The sequence below is a fragment of the Paenibacillus glycanilyticus NBRC 16618 genome, from assembly GCF_004000805.1.
GTDB classification, from domain to species: domain Bacteria; phylum Bacillota; class Bacilli; order Paenibacillales; family Paenibacillaceae; genus Pristimantibacillus; species Pristimantibacillus glycanilyticus.
The window spans coordinates 178,349-193,957 of record NZ_BILY01000007.1 but is presented as its reverse complement, the minus strand read 5'-3'; the positions used below and the strand labels follow the sequence as shown (position 1 = coordinate 193,957).

The 15,609-nt window shown below is 50.7% G+C and carries 13 protein-coding genes and 1 riboswitch; of the genes, 11 read left to right on the top strand and 2 right to left on the bottom strand.

Features of this window, described 5'->3' with window-relative positions; all coding sequences use genetic code 11:
- Window positions 1-208: 208 nt before the first annotated feature.
- Window positions 209-1,144 carry a magnesium/cobalt transporter CorA gene (gene corA, locus PGL01S_RS07655; RefSeq protein WP_127493099.1) on the bottom strand — a complete coding sequence of 312 codons (936 nt, stop codon included), beginning with the start codon at window positions 1,142-1,144 and terminating at the stop codon, window positions 209-211.
- A 362-nt stretch (window positions 1,145-1,506) separates the two neighbouring features.
- Window positions 1,507-1,609: riboswitch (SAM riboswitch) on the top strand.
- Window positions 1,610-1,712: 103 nt separating this feature from the next.
- Between corA and metA the strand changes: the two genes are divergently transcribed.
- The 10 genes from metA (at window position 1,713) to PGL01S_RS07610 (ending at window position 12,833) form a co-directional block, all read left to right on the top strand.
- A complete protein-coding gene (gene metA, locus PGL01S_RS07650) occupies window positions 1,713-2,630 on the top strand; it encodes a homoserine O-acetyltransferase MetA (protein ID WP_127493097.1) in 918 nt (305 codons plus the stop codon).
- A gap of 45 nt (window positions 2,631-2,675) precedes the next feature.
- Window positions 2,676-3,836, top strand: coding sequence for an aminotransferase class I/II-fold pyridoxal phosphate-dependent enzyme (locus tag PGL01S_RS07645; RefSeq protein WP_127493095.1), 1,161 nt, complete (start codon window positions 2,676-2,678; stop codon window positions 3,834-3,836).
- A gap of 6 nt (window positions 3,837-3,842) precedes the next feature.
- Window positions 3,843-5,015, top strand: a complete 1,173-nt coding sequence (locus tag PGL01S_RS07640) for a trans-sulfuration enzyme family protein (protein ID WP_127493093.1) — start codon at window positions 3,843-3,845, stop codon at window positions 5,013-5,015.
- Window positions 5,016-5,168: 153 nt separating this feature from the next.
- Window positions 5,169-6,308: a cyclic dehypoxanthinyl futalosine synthase gene (mqnC, locus tag PGL01S_RS07635; protein ID WP_127493091.1), complete on the top strand. Its 1,140-nt coding sequence runs from the start codon at window positions 5,169-5,171 to the stop codon at window positions 6,306-6,308.
- Window positions 6,309-6,435: 127 nt separating this feature from the next.
- The gene (locus PGL01S_RS07630) at window positions 6,436-7,455 is read left to right on the top strand and encodes an FkbM family methyltransferase (RefSeq protein ID WP_127493089.1); all 1,020 of its coding nucleotides are present in this window, start codon (window positions 6,436-6,438) and stop codon (window positions 7,453-7,455) included.
- Between the two features lie 671 nt (window positions 7,456-8,126).
- Window positions 8,127-9,074, top strand: coding sequence for a putative sporulation protein YtxC (locus PGL01S_RS07625; RefSeq protein ID WP_127493087.1), 948 nt, complete (start codon window positions 8,127-8,129; stop codon window positions 9,072-9,074).
- 372 nt (window positions 9,075-9,446) lie between these two features.
- Window positions 9,447-11,384, top strand: a complete 1,938-nt coding sequence (thrS, locus tag PGL01S_RS07620) for a threonine--tRNA ligase (RefSeq protein ID WP_127493085.1) — start codon at window positions 9,447-9,449, stop codon at window positions 11,382-11,384.
- 60 nt (window positions 11,385-11,444) lie between these two features.
- Entirely contained in the window at window positions 11,445-12,035 is a 591-nt protein-coding gene (locus tag PGL01S_RS07615; protein WP_127493083.1) for a 3D domain-containing protein, read from the top strand.
- Between the two features lie 76 nt (window positions 12,036-12,111).
- Window positions 12,112-12,243 (top strand): hypothetical protein, encoded by a 132-nt coding sequence (locus tag PGL01S_RS31435; protein ID WP_268960382.1) that lies wholly within the window; start codon window positions 12,112-12,114, stop codon window positions 12,241-12,243.
- A 212-nt stretch (window positions 12,244-12,455) separates the two neighbouring features.
- Window positions 12,456-12,833, top strand: a complete 378-nt coding sequence (locus PGL01S_RS07610; protein WP_127493081.1) for a hypothetical protein — start codon at window positions 12,456-12,458, stop codon at window positions 12,831-12,833.
- Window positions 12,834-12,885: 52 nt separating this feature from the next.
- On the opposite strand, the gene PGL01S_RS07605 is transcribed toward PGL01S_RS07610, so the two are convergent.
- The gene (locus PGL01S_RS07605) at window positions 12,886-14,181 is read right to left on the bottom strand and encodes an ammonium transporter (protein WP_127493078.1); all 1,296 of its coding nucleotides are present in this window, start codon (window positions 14,179-14,181) and stop codon (window positions 12,886-12,888) included.
- Between the two features lie 315 nt (window positions 14,182-14,496).
- Between PGL01S_RS07605 and liaF the strand changes: the two genes are divergently transcribed.
- Complete coding sequence (liaF, locus tag PGL01S_RS07600; RefSeq protein WP_236013565.1) at window positions 14,497-15,606, top strand: cell wall-active antibiotics response protein LiaF; 1,110 nt, start codon at window positions 14,497-14,499, stop codon at window positions 15,604-15,606.
- Window positions 15,607-15,609 lie beyond the last annotated feature (3 nt).

The window sequence follows — 15,609 nt, the reverse complement described above, 5'->3', positions numbered from 1 at the left end:
AGGGGGAGATCTCCATTGAAGAGCGGAGCGTCCGCCTTTGTCTACACTTTGCAACCTTGGAATACTAATTCAGGCAAAGTGTAGACAACAGCGGCTGAAAGGAGATCTCCCCCGTCCCCGGAGCACTCCGCCCCGACCGCCCCGACCGCCCCGCAGCAAAGCAGACAGCAGCAAAAAGCCGCCCCAACACTAGGGCGGCTCCACACACTCACAACCATTTTTTCTTCCTAAACACAACCAGCATTCCTACACCCAGCGCGAGCATGATGCCAAGCAGAATGATCGATCCGCCCCGCACATGCATCCCCGGAATAAAATCGAAGTTCATCCCGTAAATCCCGGTAATAAAGGTCAGCGGCATGAAGATCGTGGTCATCGCGGTAAACACACGCATGATTTCGTTCGCCCGGGCGGAGATGGTCGACTGATAAGCTTCTCGTAAGTTTCCCATGAGCTCTCGGTACGTATCGAAGGACTCGGCGATTTTTACGGCGTTCTCGTAAATGTCGCTGAAGTATTTTTGCAGCTGGTCGTCGATCAGCTTCAAATCCCGCTTGTTCAGCGTGGCGATGAGATCCTTTTGCGGGCCAAGCACTTTCTTCAGCCACAAAATCTCGCCGCGAAGACCGATGATTTCGTTCAGATGCGTTTTTTTCGTATTCATTAATATATCTTCTTCCAGCATCTCGATCCGGTTGTCGATCCGGTCGCCAACGAGGAAGTAATTGTCGACCACGATGTCGACGAGATGGTATAAGAAATAGTCCGGCCGGTTAACTTCCTGTTCCCACAGAACGGGTTTTAGCGTGCGCAGCTCGTTCAGCTTTTGCTTCGTAATCGTAATAATATAATGACGGCCTAGAAAAATATTCAGCGCACGGAGGAAAATTTCCTCGTCATCGAACCGGATACTGTTAATAACGATAAAATATTGGTTTTCATAAATTTCGATTTTCGGACGCTGCTCTTCTTCGCTCAGGCAGTCTTCGACGGCCAGATCATGCATGCCGAACAGCGGCTGCAGGATCGCGAGGTCTTCCACGTCGGCATCAATCCAATAGAAGCCTTCCGCTGCCGGAACCAGCGTTTCATTAATGTCTTCGATCAGGGTAAATAACCCGTTGTTTACATGACGAATTTTCATCCGAGCTTCTCCTCTCTTGTGACGAGCTGCCGGATGAACGAGCAAAAGAACGGACTTAAAACGCAAACGCCCGCTTGAGCAACGATAGATCCGGCAGCTGCCGTATTCGGTTGTTGTCAGGCTTAGGTCGATCGCCTTCCATGTCTGTTTGCACTCCTTTACCCTTTATTCTTCATGAAAAATCGGCTTTTAATCCTTGTCTAGTATACTCCCCCATACACTTTACATTCAAGCGGAAAAATAGGCCGACCGCCTTCAAAAAACGCCTTCTACAGCATATGTCAATAACGTCCTTGACGCGAATGGCAGAATCCATTAAAGTTAAGAATAGAATTGGATTTCGACAACCGAATAGAACCACTTTCTTATCAAGAGCAGGCGGAGGGACTAGCCCGATGAAGCCCGGCAACCGGCGTAAGCACGGTGCTAATTCTTGCGGAAACATTAGTTTCTGAGAGATGAGGGAGGCGAGAGCTCTTTTTTTTGATGAGCGCACGACCTTTTCTCACGGCAGAAAGGGTCTTTTTGCGTTGAGAAGGCCGATATCGAAGCAAAGGAGTGAATCGCAATGCCGATTAAAGTACCTGATTCTTTACCAGCCAAAGAGATTTTGAACAATGAGAACATTTTCGTTATGGATGAAAGCACCGCTTTCCATCAAGACATCCGTCCATTACGGATTGCCATATTGAACTTGATGCCGACCAAGGAAACGACGGAAACGCAGCTTCTTCGCCTGATTGGCAATACGCCGCTGCAGGTGGAAATTGTATTGCTGCATCCGAAGACCCATACGTCCAAGAACACGTCGCACGAGCATCTGGAATCGTTCTACAAAACCTTCGATGACATTAAGGACCAGTATTATGACGGTCTTGTTATCACTGGCGCTCCGGTTGAGCATTTGAACTTCGAAGACGTGAATTACTGGGAAGAGCTGAAGGACATTATGGATTGGAGCAGACGTCAGGTGACCTCGACCTTCCATATCTGTTGGGCCTCGCAGGCCGGTCTGTACCATCATTACGGCGTACCGAAATACGAGCTGGACAAAAAGATTTTCGGCGTGTTCCCGCATACTACCGAGAAGCAGAACGTCAATCTGCTCCGCGGCTTTGACGAAATGTTCTTTGTGCCGCAATCCCGGCATACGGAAGTTCGCCGCGAGGATATCGAGAATATCGGGGATCTGGAAATTTTGTCCGAGTCCGAAGAATCCGGCGTATATATTGTAGCTTCCAAGGACGGCAGGCAAATATTCGTCAGCGGGCACTCGGAATACGATCCGCTTTCTCTGAAATACGAATATGACCGCGATAAAGCAAAAGGGCTGGAGATTGATCTTCCGAAGAACTATTTCCCGGGAGATAATCCGGAAAAGCTTCCTTATTCGACATGGCGCTCCCATGCGAACTTGCTGTTCTCGAACTGGTTGAACTATTATGTATACCAACAAACGCCTTATGATTTGGGCGCGGGTATCTAAATATTAAATTAGACATGACGAAGACGAAGGAGACGGACGAACTTTATGAAAATTGAAAGTCATCTTGCGCATATCGGTTCCGAGAAGGAGCCTGTAACGGGTGCGGTAAGCTTCCCGATTTATCAAGCAACGGCGTTCCGCCATCCTAAGCTTGGCCAAAGCACGGGGTTTGATTACGCCCGCACCAAAAGCCCGACGCGTACCGTTCTGGAAGAAGCAGCGGCTCAGCTCGAATCCGGCGACGCAGGGTTTGCCTGTAGCTCCGGTATGGCCGCTCTGACAACGATCTTCTCCTTATTCAGCCAAGGCGACCATCTGATCGTATCGCTTGACTTGTACGGCGGCACATACCGTTTGCTCGAGAAAATCATGTCCAGATACGGCGTTACGGCTTCGTACGTAGATACCAATGATCTTGACGGCGTGTCCGAGCTGCTTCAACCGAATACGAAGGCCGTTCTGATCGAGACGCCAACGAATCCGCTGATGATGATTACGGATCTGGAGCGGGTATCCGCTTGGGCGAAGTCTAAAGGTCTCCTTACTATTGTAGATAATACGCTGCTTACTCCGTTCTTCCAGCGTCCTATAGAGCTTGGCGCGGACATCGTCGTCCATAGCGCAACCAAATACCTGGGCGGTCACAATGACGTTCTTGCCGGCCTGATCGTAACGAAAGGCAAAGAGCTCTCCGAGCAAATGGCTTTCCTGCATAACTCGCTTGGCGCCGTTCTTGGGCCGCAGGACTCCTGGCTTCTGATGCGCGGCATGAAGACACTGGCGCTTCGCATGGAACGCCATCAGCTTAACGCAACGGCTATTGCGAATTATTTGCTGGAGCATGAGGCGATCGAAGATGTCTATTATCCTGCGCTGCCTCATCATCCCGGTCATGATGTGCAGAACAAGCAATCCTCGGGCAACACCGGCATTTTCTCCTTCCGTCTGAAGGATGCCCGTTACGTCGAGCCAATTCTTCGTCATATCAAGCTGATCGCTTTTGCGGAAAGCCTTGGCGGCGTAGAATCGCTTATGACTTACCCGGCCGTTCAGACTCATGCGGATATTCCGCTTGAAATCCGCCAGAAGATCGGCGTCGACGACCGTCTCCTCCGCTTCTCGGTAGGGATCGAGCATGCCGATGATTTGATTGCCGATCTGGAGCAGGCTTTGGCTGAGGCAAAACGCGAAATCGAGGGGGTTTAAAGCGCCATGAGCGACAGACATAATCCCGAAAAAATCGCCGGACGCCACTTTGCGACAAAGCTGCTTCATTTCGGCGCTGAAATTGATGAACAAACCGGCGCATCCAGTGCACCGATTTTCCAGGCGTCAACCTTCCATCAGGCGGATATTCAAAATCCGCCGCATCATGATTACAGCCGTTCGGGCAACCCGACCCGCGAGGCGCTCGAAAACTATATCGCCCTGCTGGAAGGCGGCACCCGCGGTTTCGCTTTCGCTTCCGGCATGGCTGCGATCTCGACGGCGTTTATGTTGCTGTCCGCAGGCGATCATGTTATCGTTACGGAGGACGTATACGGCGGTACATACCGTTTGCTTACGGCTGTGCTGACCCGTTTCAATATTGAAACCACATTTGTGGACATGACGGATTTCGAGCAAGTAAAAGACGCGATTAAACCAAACACGAAAGCCGTGTTTATGGAGACGCCGTCCAACCCGACGCTCAAGATTACCGATATCGCGCGGGTAACGGGCTGGGCAAAAGAAAACGGCCTTCTAACGATGCTCGACAATACGTTTATGACTCCTTACCACCAGCGTCCGTTCGAGCTTGGCGTAGACATTGTGCTTCACAGTGCTACGAAGTTCCTGAGCGGCCACAGCGACGTGCTGGCTGGACTGGCCGTAACGAACGACGAAGCGCTCGGACGCCGGCTGTATCAGCTTCAGAACGGTCTCGGCGCGGTTCTGAGCGCTCACGAGAGCTGGCTTCTGATGCGGGGCATGAAGACGCTGCAGGCCCGCATGGAGCATAGCGAGCGCAGCGCCCGCAGACTCGCCGAATGGTTGAATGAGCATCCGGAAGTTACGAGAGTGTACTATCCTGGCCTTGAGGATCATCCGGGCCGCGAGATTCACGAGAAGCAGTCGAAGGGCTACGGAGCTGTCGTGTCCTTCGATGTAGGAAGCGGCGAACGCGCTGCCTCGCTTCTGAGCCGCGTTCAGCTGCCGCTGGTTGCGGTCAGCCTCGGCGCGGTGGAAAGTATTTTATCTTACCCGGCCAAAATGTCGCATGCGGCAATGCCTAGGGAAGTCCGCTATGAGCGGGGAATTACGGATGGTCTCGTTCGTTACTCGGTGGGACTCGAAGATATCGAGGATCTGATTGCGGATTTGGACGCTGCCCTGCGCGGGTAATTTTCGTTCAAAATAAGCGAAAAATGCGGCTGTCGCTTGCGACAGACCGTATTTTTTCGTTTTTCCGTAACATACGAAAGATGACGGACAAGAACGAGATATGATAGGATTAGTTGATAGCTATTAAGAACGGAAAGATAAGGAGGTCTTGCGATGTCTACGTTGGACCAGATTTTGGATAAAGCGCTGCAGGGCGAACGGATTACGTTTGACGAATGCGTAACGCTGCTTGAATCCGATGAAATCGAAAAAATGGGCGAGGTTGCGAATCAGCTGATGCTGAGACGCCATCCTGAACCGATTACGACATTTGTCGTAGGCCGGAACGTCAACTATACAAATATTTGCGATGTGTATTGCCGGTTCTGCGCATTCTACCGCGCCCCGGGTTCGAACGAGGGTTATGTCCTCTCGAACGAAACGATACTTAATAAAATTCAGGAAACCATCGATGTGGGCGGCACGGAGATTCTGATGCAGGGCGGTACAAACCCGAATCTGCCGTTCTCCTATTACACGGATCTGCTCCGCGAGATCAAGCAGCATTTTCCGGATATTACGATGCACTCCTTCTCGCCAGCCGAGATTCAGAAGATGAAGGAAGTATCGGAAGGACTGTCGCTTGACGAGGTGATTCGCCAGCTTCACGAAGCCGGTCTTGATTCGCTGCCTGGCGGCGGCGCCGAGATTCTCGATGACCGCACCCGCCGCAAAATCAGCCGTCTGAAGGGCTCTTGGACCGATTGGATGGACGTCATGAAATCCGCTCACCGTCATGGCATGAACACCACGGCAACGATGGTATACGGCTTTGGCGAGACGGCGGAAGAGCGTGCGCTCCACCTGCTCCGCATTCGCGACGCGCAGGATGAATGCATCGCTAACGGTTACGATTCGAAAGGCTTCCTTGCGTTTATCTGCTGGCCGTTCCAGCCGGATAACACCAACATGAGGAAGGTGGAGAAGTCGAAGCCGGAGGAATATCTTAAGATGGTTGCGGTTAGCCGCATCATGCTCGACAATATCGATAACTTCCAGTCTTCCTGGGTAACGATGGGGCCGGAAATCGGCAAGCAGTCGCTCTCGTACGGCTGTAACGACTTCGGCAGCACAATGATTGAGGAAAACGTCGTATCCGCTGCGGGTACCACGCATAAAGTTAACATTGAACTTATTCTTCAGCTTATCCGCGAGTCCGGCAAAATCCCGGCACAACGCGATACGAAATACAACACGCTTAAGATGTACGATGACAACGAGCATGCTTCGAAAGACTTTGTCATGCAGAACTAATAGAGGTATAAGCATCCGGTCCCGGTTTAAGGGGCTTGGATGCTTTTTTTATTTCCGGCATGAAAGGAGGCCGAAGCCACATATTCTTTTCCATGAACAAGACAAGTGGAGAAGGATGTGTAGAGGGATGGACCAGCAGAAACTAATTGCCGCAATCAAGCAGATGGAGAATAGCCTTCACCGGGAAGGTATCCATATAAGGGAAGAGATAACGGCCCCCATATTGGATGCCGTCTTTGACGAAAACACCATTCTGAGGAAAAAAATCGCATGCGGGTTAACCTTCGATTTCTACTACCGGACCAAAATCGCGCGCGACTTTCTGCTGGCCGAACCGGATTGTCCCGACCATGTATGGGAGCCGCAGACGACCAAGCTGCTGAAGATTTTCTCCAGGCACGCTAAGGAAGTGCTGATTGGCGGAGCTTATTTTGGCGATCAGGCTCTAATCGTCGCGAAGGAGCTGCTGCCGCAAGGCGGGACGGTGCATTGCTTTGAGCCGAACAAGGACCAGTTCTACATGCTGCAGCATAATGCGGAGCTGAACGGTCTGGATAATATACTCGCGTGGCAGCTTGGTTTATGGAAAGACGAACAGGCCAAAATGAAGCTGGTCGGGGAAGATTCCTTCGCCCATGCGGAGCTGGTAACGGAGCAAGACGCCGGCGGGAATGCTGATGTTTTCCATACCATTTCCATTAATACATACGTGAAGGAGCAGGACATTGTGAGCTTGGATCTGATTCTTCTTGATATCGAAGGGCTGGAGCATACGGTCCTTCAGGGCGCTGAGAGTCAATTGAATTTGCCTCCGGACCATGCCCCCAATATTATCTTCGAGGTACACCGCAATTACGTTGACTGGAGCAATGGGCTGGATAAGAGTGACATCGTCCAATACCTGCAATCCTTCGGCTACCATATCTATGCCTTGCGCGATTACAACACCAACATAGATATGTCCGGCAAGCCGGTAGAAATTATCCCTCCGGACCGGGTTTATCTCGAAGGACCTCCGCATGGCTTCAATATGATCGCTGTCAAAAATCTTTCTGTCCTGGATGATCCGCAAATCAAGCTTTGCTGCGACGTCAGTCCCAAGCTGCTGACCCATAAAAAAACTTATCTCCACCAGCCAACGGAGTAACGCCATAGTTTATGCTACGTTGGATTTACTCCAATTAATTAAGCGTTGTAAGCCGATTACAATCTCTACGTTGGATTTGCTCCAGTAAAATGCTCCAATTTAATCCATTTGCGCGCAAAATCGACAATTACGCTGGAGGGAATCCAACGTAAACTCGAAATGAGCCTGTTAAAGGCCTTCTTCGTTGGACTAACTCCAATGTAGCCTGATGCGGGGCTTCAGTGTATCCCGTCCTATGTCGAGTCACTTGTATCGAACAGAGCGAAGTATATTGCTCTGTTAAGTAATAATGCTGCCCGAGGAAACCGGGCGGTACACCAAGCCTCACCCCACCAGGAGTGGCGGGGTGAGGTCTGGCCTTGTTTGTGAAGAGTTGGCTGGTGTGAGCGGAGCGAAAGTAACGTACTGGAGAAGCGCAGCGTTCGCCTTTGTTCCCCGGATTTCAACCGCAGCGCGGCTTGAATCGAAGAAATCCGGGAACAACAGCGATCGGAAGAACGTTACTTTCGCGCAGCGACCACACCGCCATCACCGCCATCACTTGTCATCAACATCCGTTAAAAACAAACCAGCACGCACCAACGCCACTCCCCATCATCTCCCACTACTCCATTCGTATATACCCAACCCCCCAGCCATATACTTATAAGGGGAATGAAAGGGGTGAGCTCATGGAGCTGTTTACCGTAACGCTGCCTTCGAACATGGAGCAATCCGCTGCCCAATTAGCGGCGTTGATGGCGGAATACACTACCAATGATCTACATATCGCACACATCGAAGAAGATGCTATACAGTACACGCTGCTTTCCGACAAGGAAATCAGCTGCCAAGCAATCCTGCCGTATTTTCAGCTGGCTGACCATAGCCAATCGGTGCTTCAAGCGGCATCCAAAGCGCTTGCCGAATTCATCGTAACCGATATGGAACCGCTCATACTGGCAGCCATCATTCGGAGAAAATACAGGAACAACCACGCCATCGATGCGCCTGTCATCGAAAAATATTGCCACGAGCTGCTTCACGGAACCGAATGGGACGGTCTGGGAACGAGATTTCTGGATGCGGACCGGCAGCGACGCAAAACGAAGGTAGCCGAGGAGATCGACCGTTACCTGCAAGAAAATTCCGTTTTGCATTTGGATGGCTTAACGTCTTTCCGGTTGTTGCCCTACCGGACGGAATTAGCCGAAATCGTAGACTACGCTTTGGACGAATACGTACTGGATAAACAGTACCAGGAGTTTATTTCGCTGCTGAAATATTTTGTGGGTTTGCAGGAATCCAAGGTGCCGATTGTCCATCTCGTGCATAAGGGCAGCCATGATTTTGTCCTTTTCAACGAGAAATTTCAGCCTTTTGAACCGAAGCCCCACTCGGACAAGTTAGTGGCCGAGATGCTGGAGACCGAGATGAATATCGAAGATATGGTCATCAGTTCGCTCATTGCCGTCTCGCCTAAGCATATTATGATCCACACGAGACAGGATGATATGCAGGTCATCCGGACGATCGAGACGATTTTTGACAACAGGGTATCGATTTGCACCCAATGTCCGGCTTGCAGCCCATGCTTTGAAGGAAACGGAACCATCCAGCCTGACAGCCGCATCTATTGACCAATGGGGGACAAAGCGGTTATAATTTTCTCATAACTATGCAAAAAGCAATGACAAAGCCATGTATTTGCCCGCAATGTCGGTTCAGAGAGAGGAAACTCGGCTGCAATTTCCTTCGTGACATAAGCAAATATACCCCTTTGTAGCTGTGCCGTTGAACGTGGGTTATGACGAATAGGCCCCTATTAAGCCGCACCGGATGTCTCCGTTATCAGATCAATACAAGGATTGCTCATGGTCTGAATTCAGATGCAAGAGAGCAGTCGAAGTAGGGTGGAACCACGGGTAATCAAGCACTCGTCCCTTTGCGGGATGCGTGCTTTTTTTGCGTTCATCCCGCCTGCTATCTCAACTTTCTCAGGAGGGAAATCCATGTCTATCAAAGTTACTTTTCCAGACGGCGCGGTTCGCGAGTATGCGGCTGGAACAACAATCGAAGAAGTAGCAGGCTCGATCAGTCCGGGTCTGCGCAAAAATGCAATTGCAGGTAAAATCAACGGCAAAGTCGTTGACGTATACTCGCCAATCGAATCCGATGCGGCAATCGAGATCGTTACCGTTGATTCGGCGGACGGCCTTGAAGTGTACCGTCACAGTACGGCCCATCTGATGGCCCAAGCCATCAAACGCCTGTATGGCAACGCCAACGTGAAGCTTGGCATCGGTCCCGTGATCGAGGATGGCTTCTATTACGATATCGATATGGACCAGTCTCTGACTCCGGAGGATCTGACCAAGATCGAGAAAGAAATGCAGCGCATCGTTAACGAGAACCTCGATATTCGCCGCCGCGTTGTCAGCCGCGAAGAGGCGCTTGCGATTTTCACCGAGCTTGACGACAACCTGAAGCTTGAGCTGATTCGCGACCTGCCGGAGGATTCGGTTATTACGATGTATGACCAAGGCGAATTCTTTGACCTTTGCCGCGGACCGCATCTGCCATCCACTGGCCGTATCAAAGCGTTTAAACTGCTTAGCGTGGCTGGTGCATACTGGCGCGGCGACTCCAAGAACAAAATGCTGCAGCGTATTTACGGAACAGCTTTCGCGAAGAAAGCCGAATTGGACGAGCATCTGCATTTCCTCGAGGAAGCGAAGAAGCGCGACCACCGCAAGCTGGGCAAAGAGCTGAAAATGTTCACGTTCTCCCGCGAGGTTGGTCAAGGCCTGCCGCTATGGCTGCCGAACGGCGCGAAGGTTCGCCGTACGCTGGAGCGTTATATCGTTGACCTCGAGGAGCGCCTTGGCTACGAGCATGTGTATACGCCGGTTCTCGCCAACGTGGAGCTTTATAAAATTTCCGGTCACTGGGAGCATTACAGCGAGGACATGTTCCCGCTTATGGCACTCGATAACGAAGAGCTTGTTCTTCGTCCGATGAACTGCCCGCATCACATGATGGTCTATAAGAGCGATATGAGAAGCTACCGCGATCTGCCGGTTCGTATTGCCGAGATGGGCACTATGCACCGCTATGAGATGTCGGGCGCTTTGACGGGTCTGCACCGCGTACGCGCGATGACGCTGAACGATGCACATATCTTCTGCCGTCCGGATCAGATCAAGGAGGAATTCGCTCGCGTTGTTAATCTGATCCGTAAAGTCTACGAGGATTTCGGCATCAAGGAATACCGTTTCCGCTTGTCGTACCGTGATCCGCAGGATACGGAGAAGTACTTCCAGAACGACGAGATGTGGGAAATGTCGCAGCGTATGCTGCGCGAGGTAGTCGAAGAGCTTGGCCTGCCATTCTTCGAGGCGGAAGGCGAAGCGGCGTTCTACGGTCCTAAGCTTGACGTTCAGATCAAAACGGCGCTTGGCAAGGAAGAGACTTTGTCGACTGCTCAGCTCGATTTCCTGCTGCCTGACCGCTTCGAGCTTGAATACATCGGCGAGGACGGCAAAAAGCATCGTCCGGTCGTTATCCACCGCGGTATCATCAGTACAATGGAACGGATGACTGCCTTCCTGCTCGAGAACTTTGCGGGCGCGCTGCCGCTGTGGCTGTCGCCGGTTCAAGCGAAGGTTATTCCGGTATCCACGGCTTACGAAGCTTACGCGCGCGAAGTGGAAGAGAAGCTGCAGCTGGCCGGTATCCGCGTTGAGAGCGATCTGCGCAACGAGAAGCTTGGCTATAAAATCCGCGAAGCTCAGCTGGAGAAGCTGCCTTACATGCTTGTCGTAGGCGAGAACGAAGCGCAATCGGGCTCCGTATCGGTCCGTAAGCGCGGGGAAGGCGATATCGGCGCTAAGCCAGTAGCAGAGCTGGTTGAGCTGCTGCAAAACGAAATCGCAACAAAAACAATCTAAGTCTCTTGCATAAAGCTTGGACCGTTTGGGAAATATTCTTCTGAGGAGGAAGCTGCCCAAATGGTCACAAGCTTTTTTACTTGCACAAAAATAATTTCAAGCCTGGCTATAGCTGCCGTGCTGACAGGAGGAGTTGTTGCTCCAAGCCTTGCAGCAGCACCCGCAGCCAAGCAAGAAATTCATGAAGGAACAAAGAAGAACAAGAACGGCAATGCAGCAGTCGAAGCCATTGCGGAACAGGCCCTGTCAACGGTTCAGGTCGTAGCTACCGGTTATACGGCTGGTTATGAGTCAACCGGCAAGCGTCCGGGTCATCCGCAATACGGAATCACTTATTCCGGAGTAAAAGTCAGAAGGGGGCAAGTATCGACCGTCGCGGCGGATACAAAGCTGTTCCCGATTGGTACGCTGCTCTATATCCCGGGCTATGGCTACGGCGTAGTGGCGGATACCGGTTCGGCTATCAAAGGCCACAGGCTCGACTTATACTTTGAGACGATAAAAGATGTATACAAGCAGTGGGGGAAAAGAACGGTTGATGTTCAGGTGCTCCGCAAAGGCAACGGCAAGCTGTCCCAGTCCTGGCTGAACCAGATTAATCGCGCCGTGGAAGCGGGAAAACCAATCCCGCAAACCTATTTGGAGTCGTGATCCCTCTGCTTTCGTACCTGCATAATACGCCTTCGCTCAGCCATACTAAGGTTGGACGGGGAGGTGAATGACTACCATGGCTAAAAATAAAAACAACAAAGCTCAAAGCAGCAAGTACAATGCAGAGTTCGCTGAAGAATTCAACCAAAACCAGAACGCTACAGCTGGTAAAGCAGCTAACCAAGCAACTCAAAAAGCACAGAAGTAACTACTTAAACCAATCAACAAGAGGGACCGTCACTGGTTCCTCTTTTCTTCAATTTCCAAGATTGCCGCAAGTGCAACGAAAGGTTGTTGATTTGAAAATATTGTTTATGTCAATTTTTCTAATGTTACATAAATTGAGTTTTCAAGAGCGAATCTTTGTTGTATGATTAGGTATGTAATAAATAATCACGCAATGAAGACAGGTGAGTTGACATGACCGATCCAATTATCCATACGAATCATTCTTCGACCCATCATCGCAAAGCAGCTGAAGTGCTGCCCTTTATCGATGCGTATGTAACGAAGAAGGAGCAGGAAATCGCGGAAATCGAGCAAATGGTTGAACGTTATGAGAAACGGCGTCTGAAGGAAGAACGGGCTTACCAGTCGATGTCCACGTTGCGCCGGTTATTGCATGGCAGGAAGCCGGATCATCATTTGGCCGTTGAATACATCCATTTCGTGAAAAAACCGATGGAGCAGGTTCGCGCGCTTCGGCTAGAGATTGAGCATGCAAGATCTATTCAGGTATCGTCGCCTACAGATATCGTAGCAGTCTCCGGAGACCTGGTTAATGAACTATATCGATAATCCTTATACTTATAAATAAACGGCGTTCCCCTTCGGAGGAACGCCGTTATTTTTATGGTTTTCTCGTGATATGGTCTACATCGATAAAATCATTCTCCTGGCTGTATGCAGGGACGCCGTGGATCCCGACATCAAGGCCCACAAGCTCTTCGTCCTTGGATACGCGAACGGGCATCGCTTTGCGGATCAGCCATAATACAGCCCATGTCAGGCCAAATCCCCAAATCGCGATCACGACAAGTCCAAGGGCTTGCGCGCCAAGCAGATGCCAGCCGCCGCCGTACAAAAGGCCGTAGTAGCCGTTCCCCACGCCTTTGGTCAGCTCGGGAATCGCGCATAATCCAACGGCCAGGGTACCGATGCTGCCGCTTATACCATGCACGGCGAAAGCTCCGACCGGATCGTCGATTTGTTTGCGTTCCATGTATTCCGTAACCAGAACCATGGCAATCCCGCAAATAGAGCCAATCCAGATGGCAGCGCCGTCGGATACAAAGGCGCAGCCCGCTGTAATCCCGACAAGGCCGGCGAGAGAGCCGTTAATCACCATTGGCGGATCCGCTTTGCGGTAACGGAACATCGTAAACAATATACAGATTGCGCCGCCCGATGCCGCGGACAGCATGGTTGTTATGGCAATGTGGCCGATTGCCGCGTTGGTTGCGCTAAGCGTACTGCCTGCGTTAAAGCCGAACCAGCCGAACCAGAGAATAAAAGCGCCAACCGATGCGAGCGGCAGATTAGATGGAGATACGATATTTACTTTGCCGTCAGGCGAAAACTTGCCGATCCGCGGACCGATAAACAAGGTTGCGGCAAGCGCAGCGAATCCGCCAAGAGCATGGATTGCCGCCGATCCGGCAAAATCGATCATGCCCAGCTTGCCTAACCAGCCGTTCACCGCCCATACCCAATGTCCGGACAAGGGGTAGATCAGCCCGGTCATGGCGATGGTAAGTAAAATATAAGCCCGGAAATGAATTCGTTCCGCAACGGCTCCGGATACGATGGAAATAACGGCGATAACAAAGGCGCATTGGAACAGCCAGTAGGTTTCGTGGGAAATATTTAGATTGATGTGAGACAAGTCTCCGTTAAGCATGAAACCGGATGAGCCGAACAAGCCGCCGACGTCTTTGCCATACATGATGGCAAAACCGAAGAAGTAAAAGACAAGTGCACCAAATACAATGTCGACAAATACCTTCATAATAATGCTAACCGCATTCTTCTGCCGGACAAATCCGGCCTCAAGCAGGGCAAATCCGCCTTCCATCAGCAAAATCATTGCTGCTGTCAAGACAACCCATATGGTATCCAGCCCTCTCGACAGTTCTGCTACATCCATTGATTCAACTCCCGTTGTTCATAGTCTAATTTGATGTAAGGTTTCTCTGTCTCTATGAATCCGCTAACCATTATAAATAGCCGAAGTAAGTAATGTCAACGTATTAGCGTGATGTTTTATGACGTAGTCTAACTTTTTTTTACAGATTTATAGAATTCGGACTCGAAAAGTTGGCAAATGACCTGACAAACCTTTTTGAACTCCGTCTCGAGACCGATGCCAAGTTCAATCGGCCGTCCCTTTATATCCCTTCTTTCATTAGCTATACTAAGTAGCAATAAGACATTTTGAAGTACAGGCAGGGAGTTGACTAAATTGAATGGAAGCTTTCTAAACCGGCTGTTTTCTGGTCTTGTCATCATTTCCGTTGGCGTATTCTTCTTATTGAAACAACTGGGCATGATTGATTACGACATTAGTATTGGCGAGATTATCTCCAATTATTGGCCGGTCGTGCTGCTCTGGATCGGATTGCACGGACTGCTTGCGGGCCGTCAGGGTCACGGCTCGGGCTGGTGGGCAGGGATAATGATCATACTCGGCTTTCTGTTCCTGGGTCATAATCTGGAATGGTTCGCCTGGTCGTTCAGCGATATCATTTCCTATGCATGGCCGATCATCATCATCCTGGTGGGCATTAACTTCTTGCGCCGTCCGCGGCACCGTCACCAGGAACCTCCGCAATACGAAGACGAGTGGAAATCGTACAATGCTTATACCGATTATAAAGGCGAAGTGCCGTCGGCTCCTCCGCTTCATCCGGATCCTACGAAACCGGGCAGCGCGGACGGAAGCCAGGATTCCGCCGGCGAAGAAGATTCCTCTGCTTTTAATGGAAGGAATGAACGCGGCGAGCCGGCCGGGGATTTCCGCGAAGAACCGCTGCATCGCATGAGGCATCATGACATGAGACAGCAATTTCGCCGTCAGCTTCATGAACAAAAGCGTCATATCCGGGAGCATAAGCAGCAAGTAAGGGAGCATATCCGCGAGCATCGTCACCGGGCGAAGCATGGCTCTTTTGAATACTGGAACCACGATCCGCATGCGCAATCTAGATCGGGATTTATCGGGGATATTCACATCGGTCAGGATTATTGGGAGCTGAAGCCGCTTAATATTTCGCATTTTATCGGCGATACCATTGTAGATTTAACGAAAGCTCAGATACCGCTTGGCGAGACGAAGATTTGCATCTCTTCCTTTATAGGCGATGTCAAGGTCTATGTGCCTAACGATTACGAGGTAGGCGTACAGGTCGTGTCGAGTGCTTTTGTGGGAGACGTAAAGATTCTGGGCCAGAAGGAAGGCGGAATGTTCAAGAGCATCCATATTCATTCCCCTTACTATGAGGAGACGGATAAAAAAATCAAACTCGTCGTTAGCACGTTCGTCGGCGATGTTCGTGTGACGAAGGTGGGATAGACG

Bases quoted from the DNA above. Each gene is read 5' to 3' on its own strand.
- corA (WP_127493099.1), bottom strand. From the start codon at position 1,144: ATGAAAATTCGTCATGTAAACAACGGGTTATTTACCCTGATCGAAGAC.
- metA (WP_127493097.1), top strand. From the start codon at position 1,713: ATGCCGATTAAAGTACCTGATTCTTTACCAGCCAAAGAGATTTTGAAC.
- PGL01S_RS07645 (WP_127493095.1), top strand. From the start codon at position 2,676: ATGAAAATTGAAAGTCATCTTGCGCATATCGGTTCCGAGAAGGAGCCT.
- PGL01S_RS07640 (WP_127493093.1), top strand. From the start codon at position 3,843: ATGAGCGACAGACATAATCCCGAAAAAATCGCCGGACGCCACTTTGCG.
- mqnC (WP_127493091.1), top strand. From the start codon at position 5,169: ATGTCTACGTTGGACCAGATTTTGGATAAAGCGCTGCAGGGCGAACGG.
- PGL01S_RS07630 (WP_127493089.1), top strand. From the start codon at position 6,436: ATGGACCAGCAGAAACTAATTGCCGCAATCAAGCAGATGGAGAATAGC.
- PGL01S_RS07625 (WP_127493087.1), top strand. From the start codon at position 8,127: ATGGAGCTGTTTACCGTAACGCTGCCTTCGAACATGGAGCAATCCGCT.
- thrS (WP_127493085.1), top strand. From the start codon at position 9,447: ATGTCTATCAAAGTTACTTTTCCAGACGGCGCGGTTCGCGAGTATGCG.
- PGL01S_RS07615 (WP_127493083.1), top strand. From the start codon at position 11,445: ATGGTCACAAGCTTTTTTACTTGCACAAAAATAATTTCAAGCCTGGCT.
- PGL01S_RS31435 (WP_268960382.1), top strand. From the start codon at position 12,112: ATGGCTAAAAATAAAAACAACAAAGCTCAAAGCAGCAAGTACAATGCA.
- PGL01S_RS07610 (WP_127493081.1), top strand. From the start codon at position 12,456: ATGACCGATCCAATTATCCATACGAATCATTCTTCGACCCATCATCGC.
- PGL01S_RS07605 (WP_127493078.1), bottom strand. From the start codon at position 14,181: ATGGATGTAGCAGAACTGTCGAGAGGGCTGGATACCATATGGGTTGTC.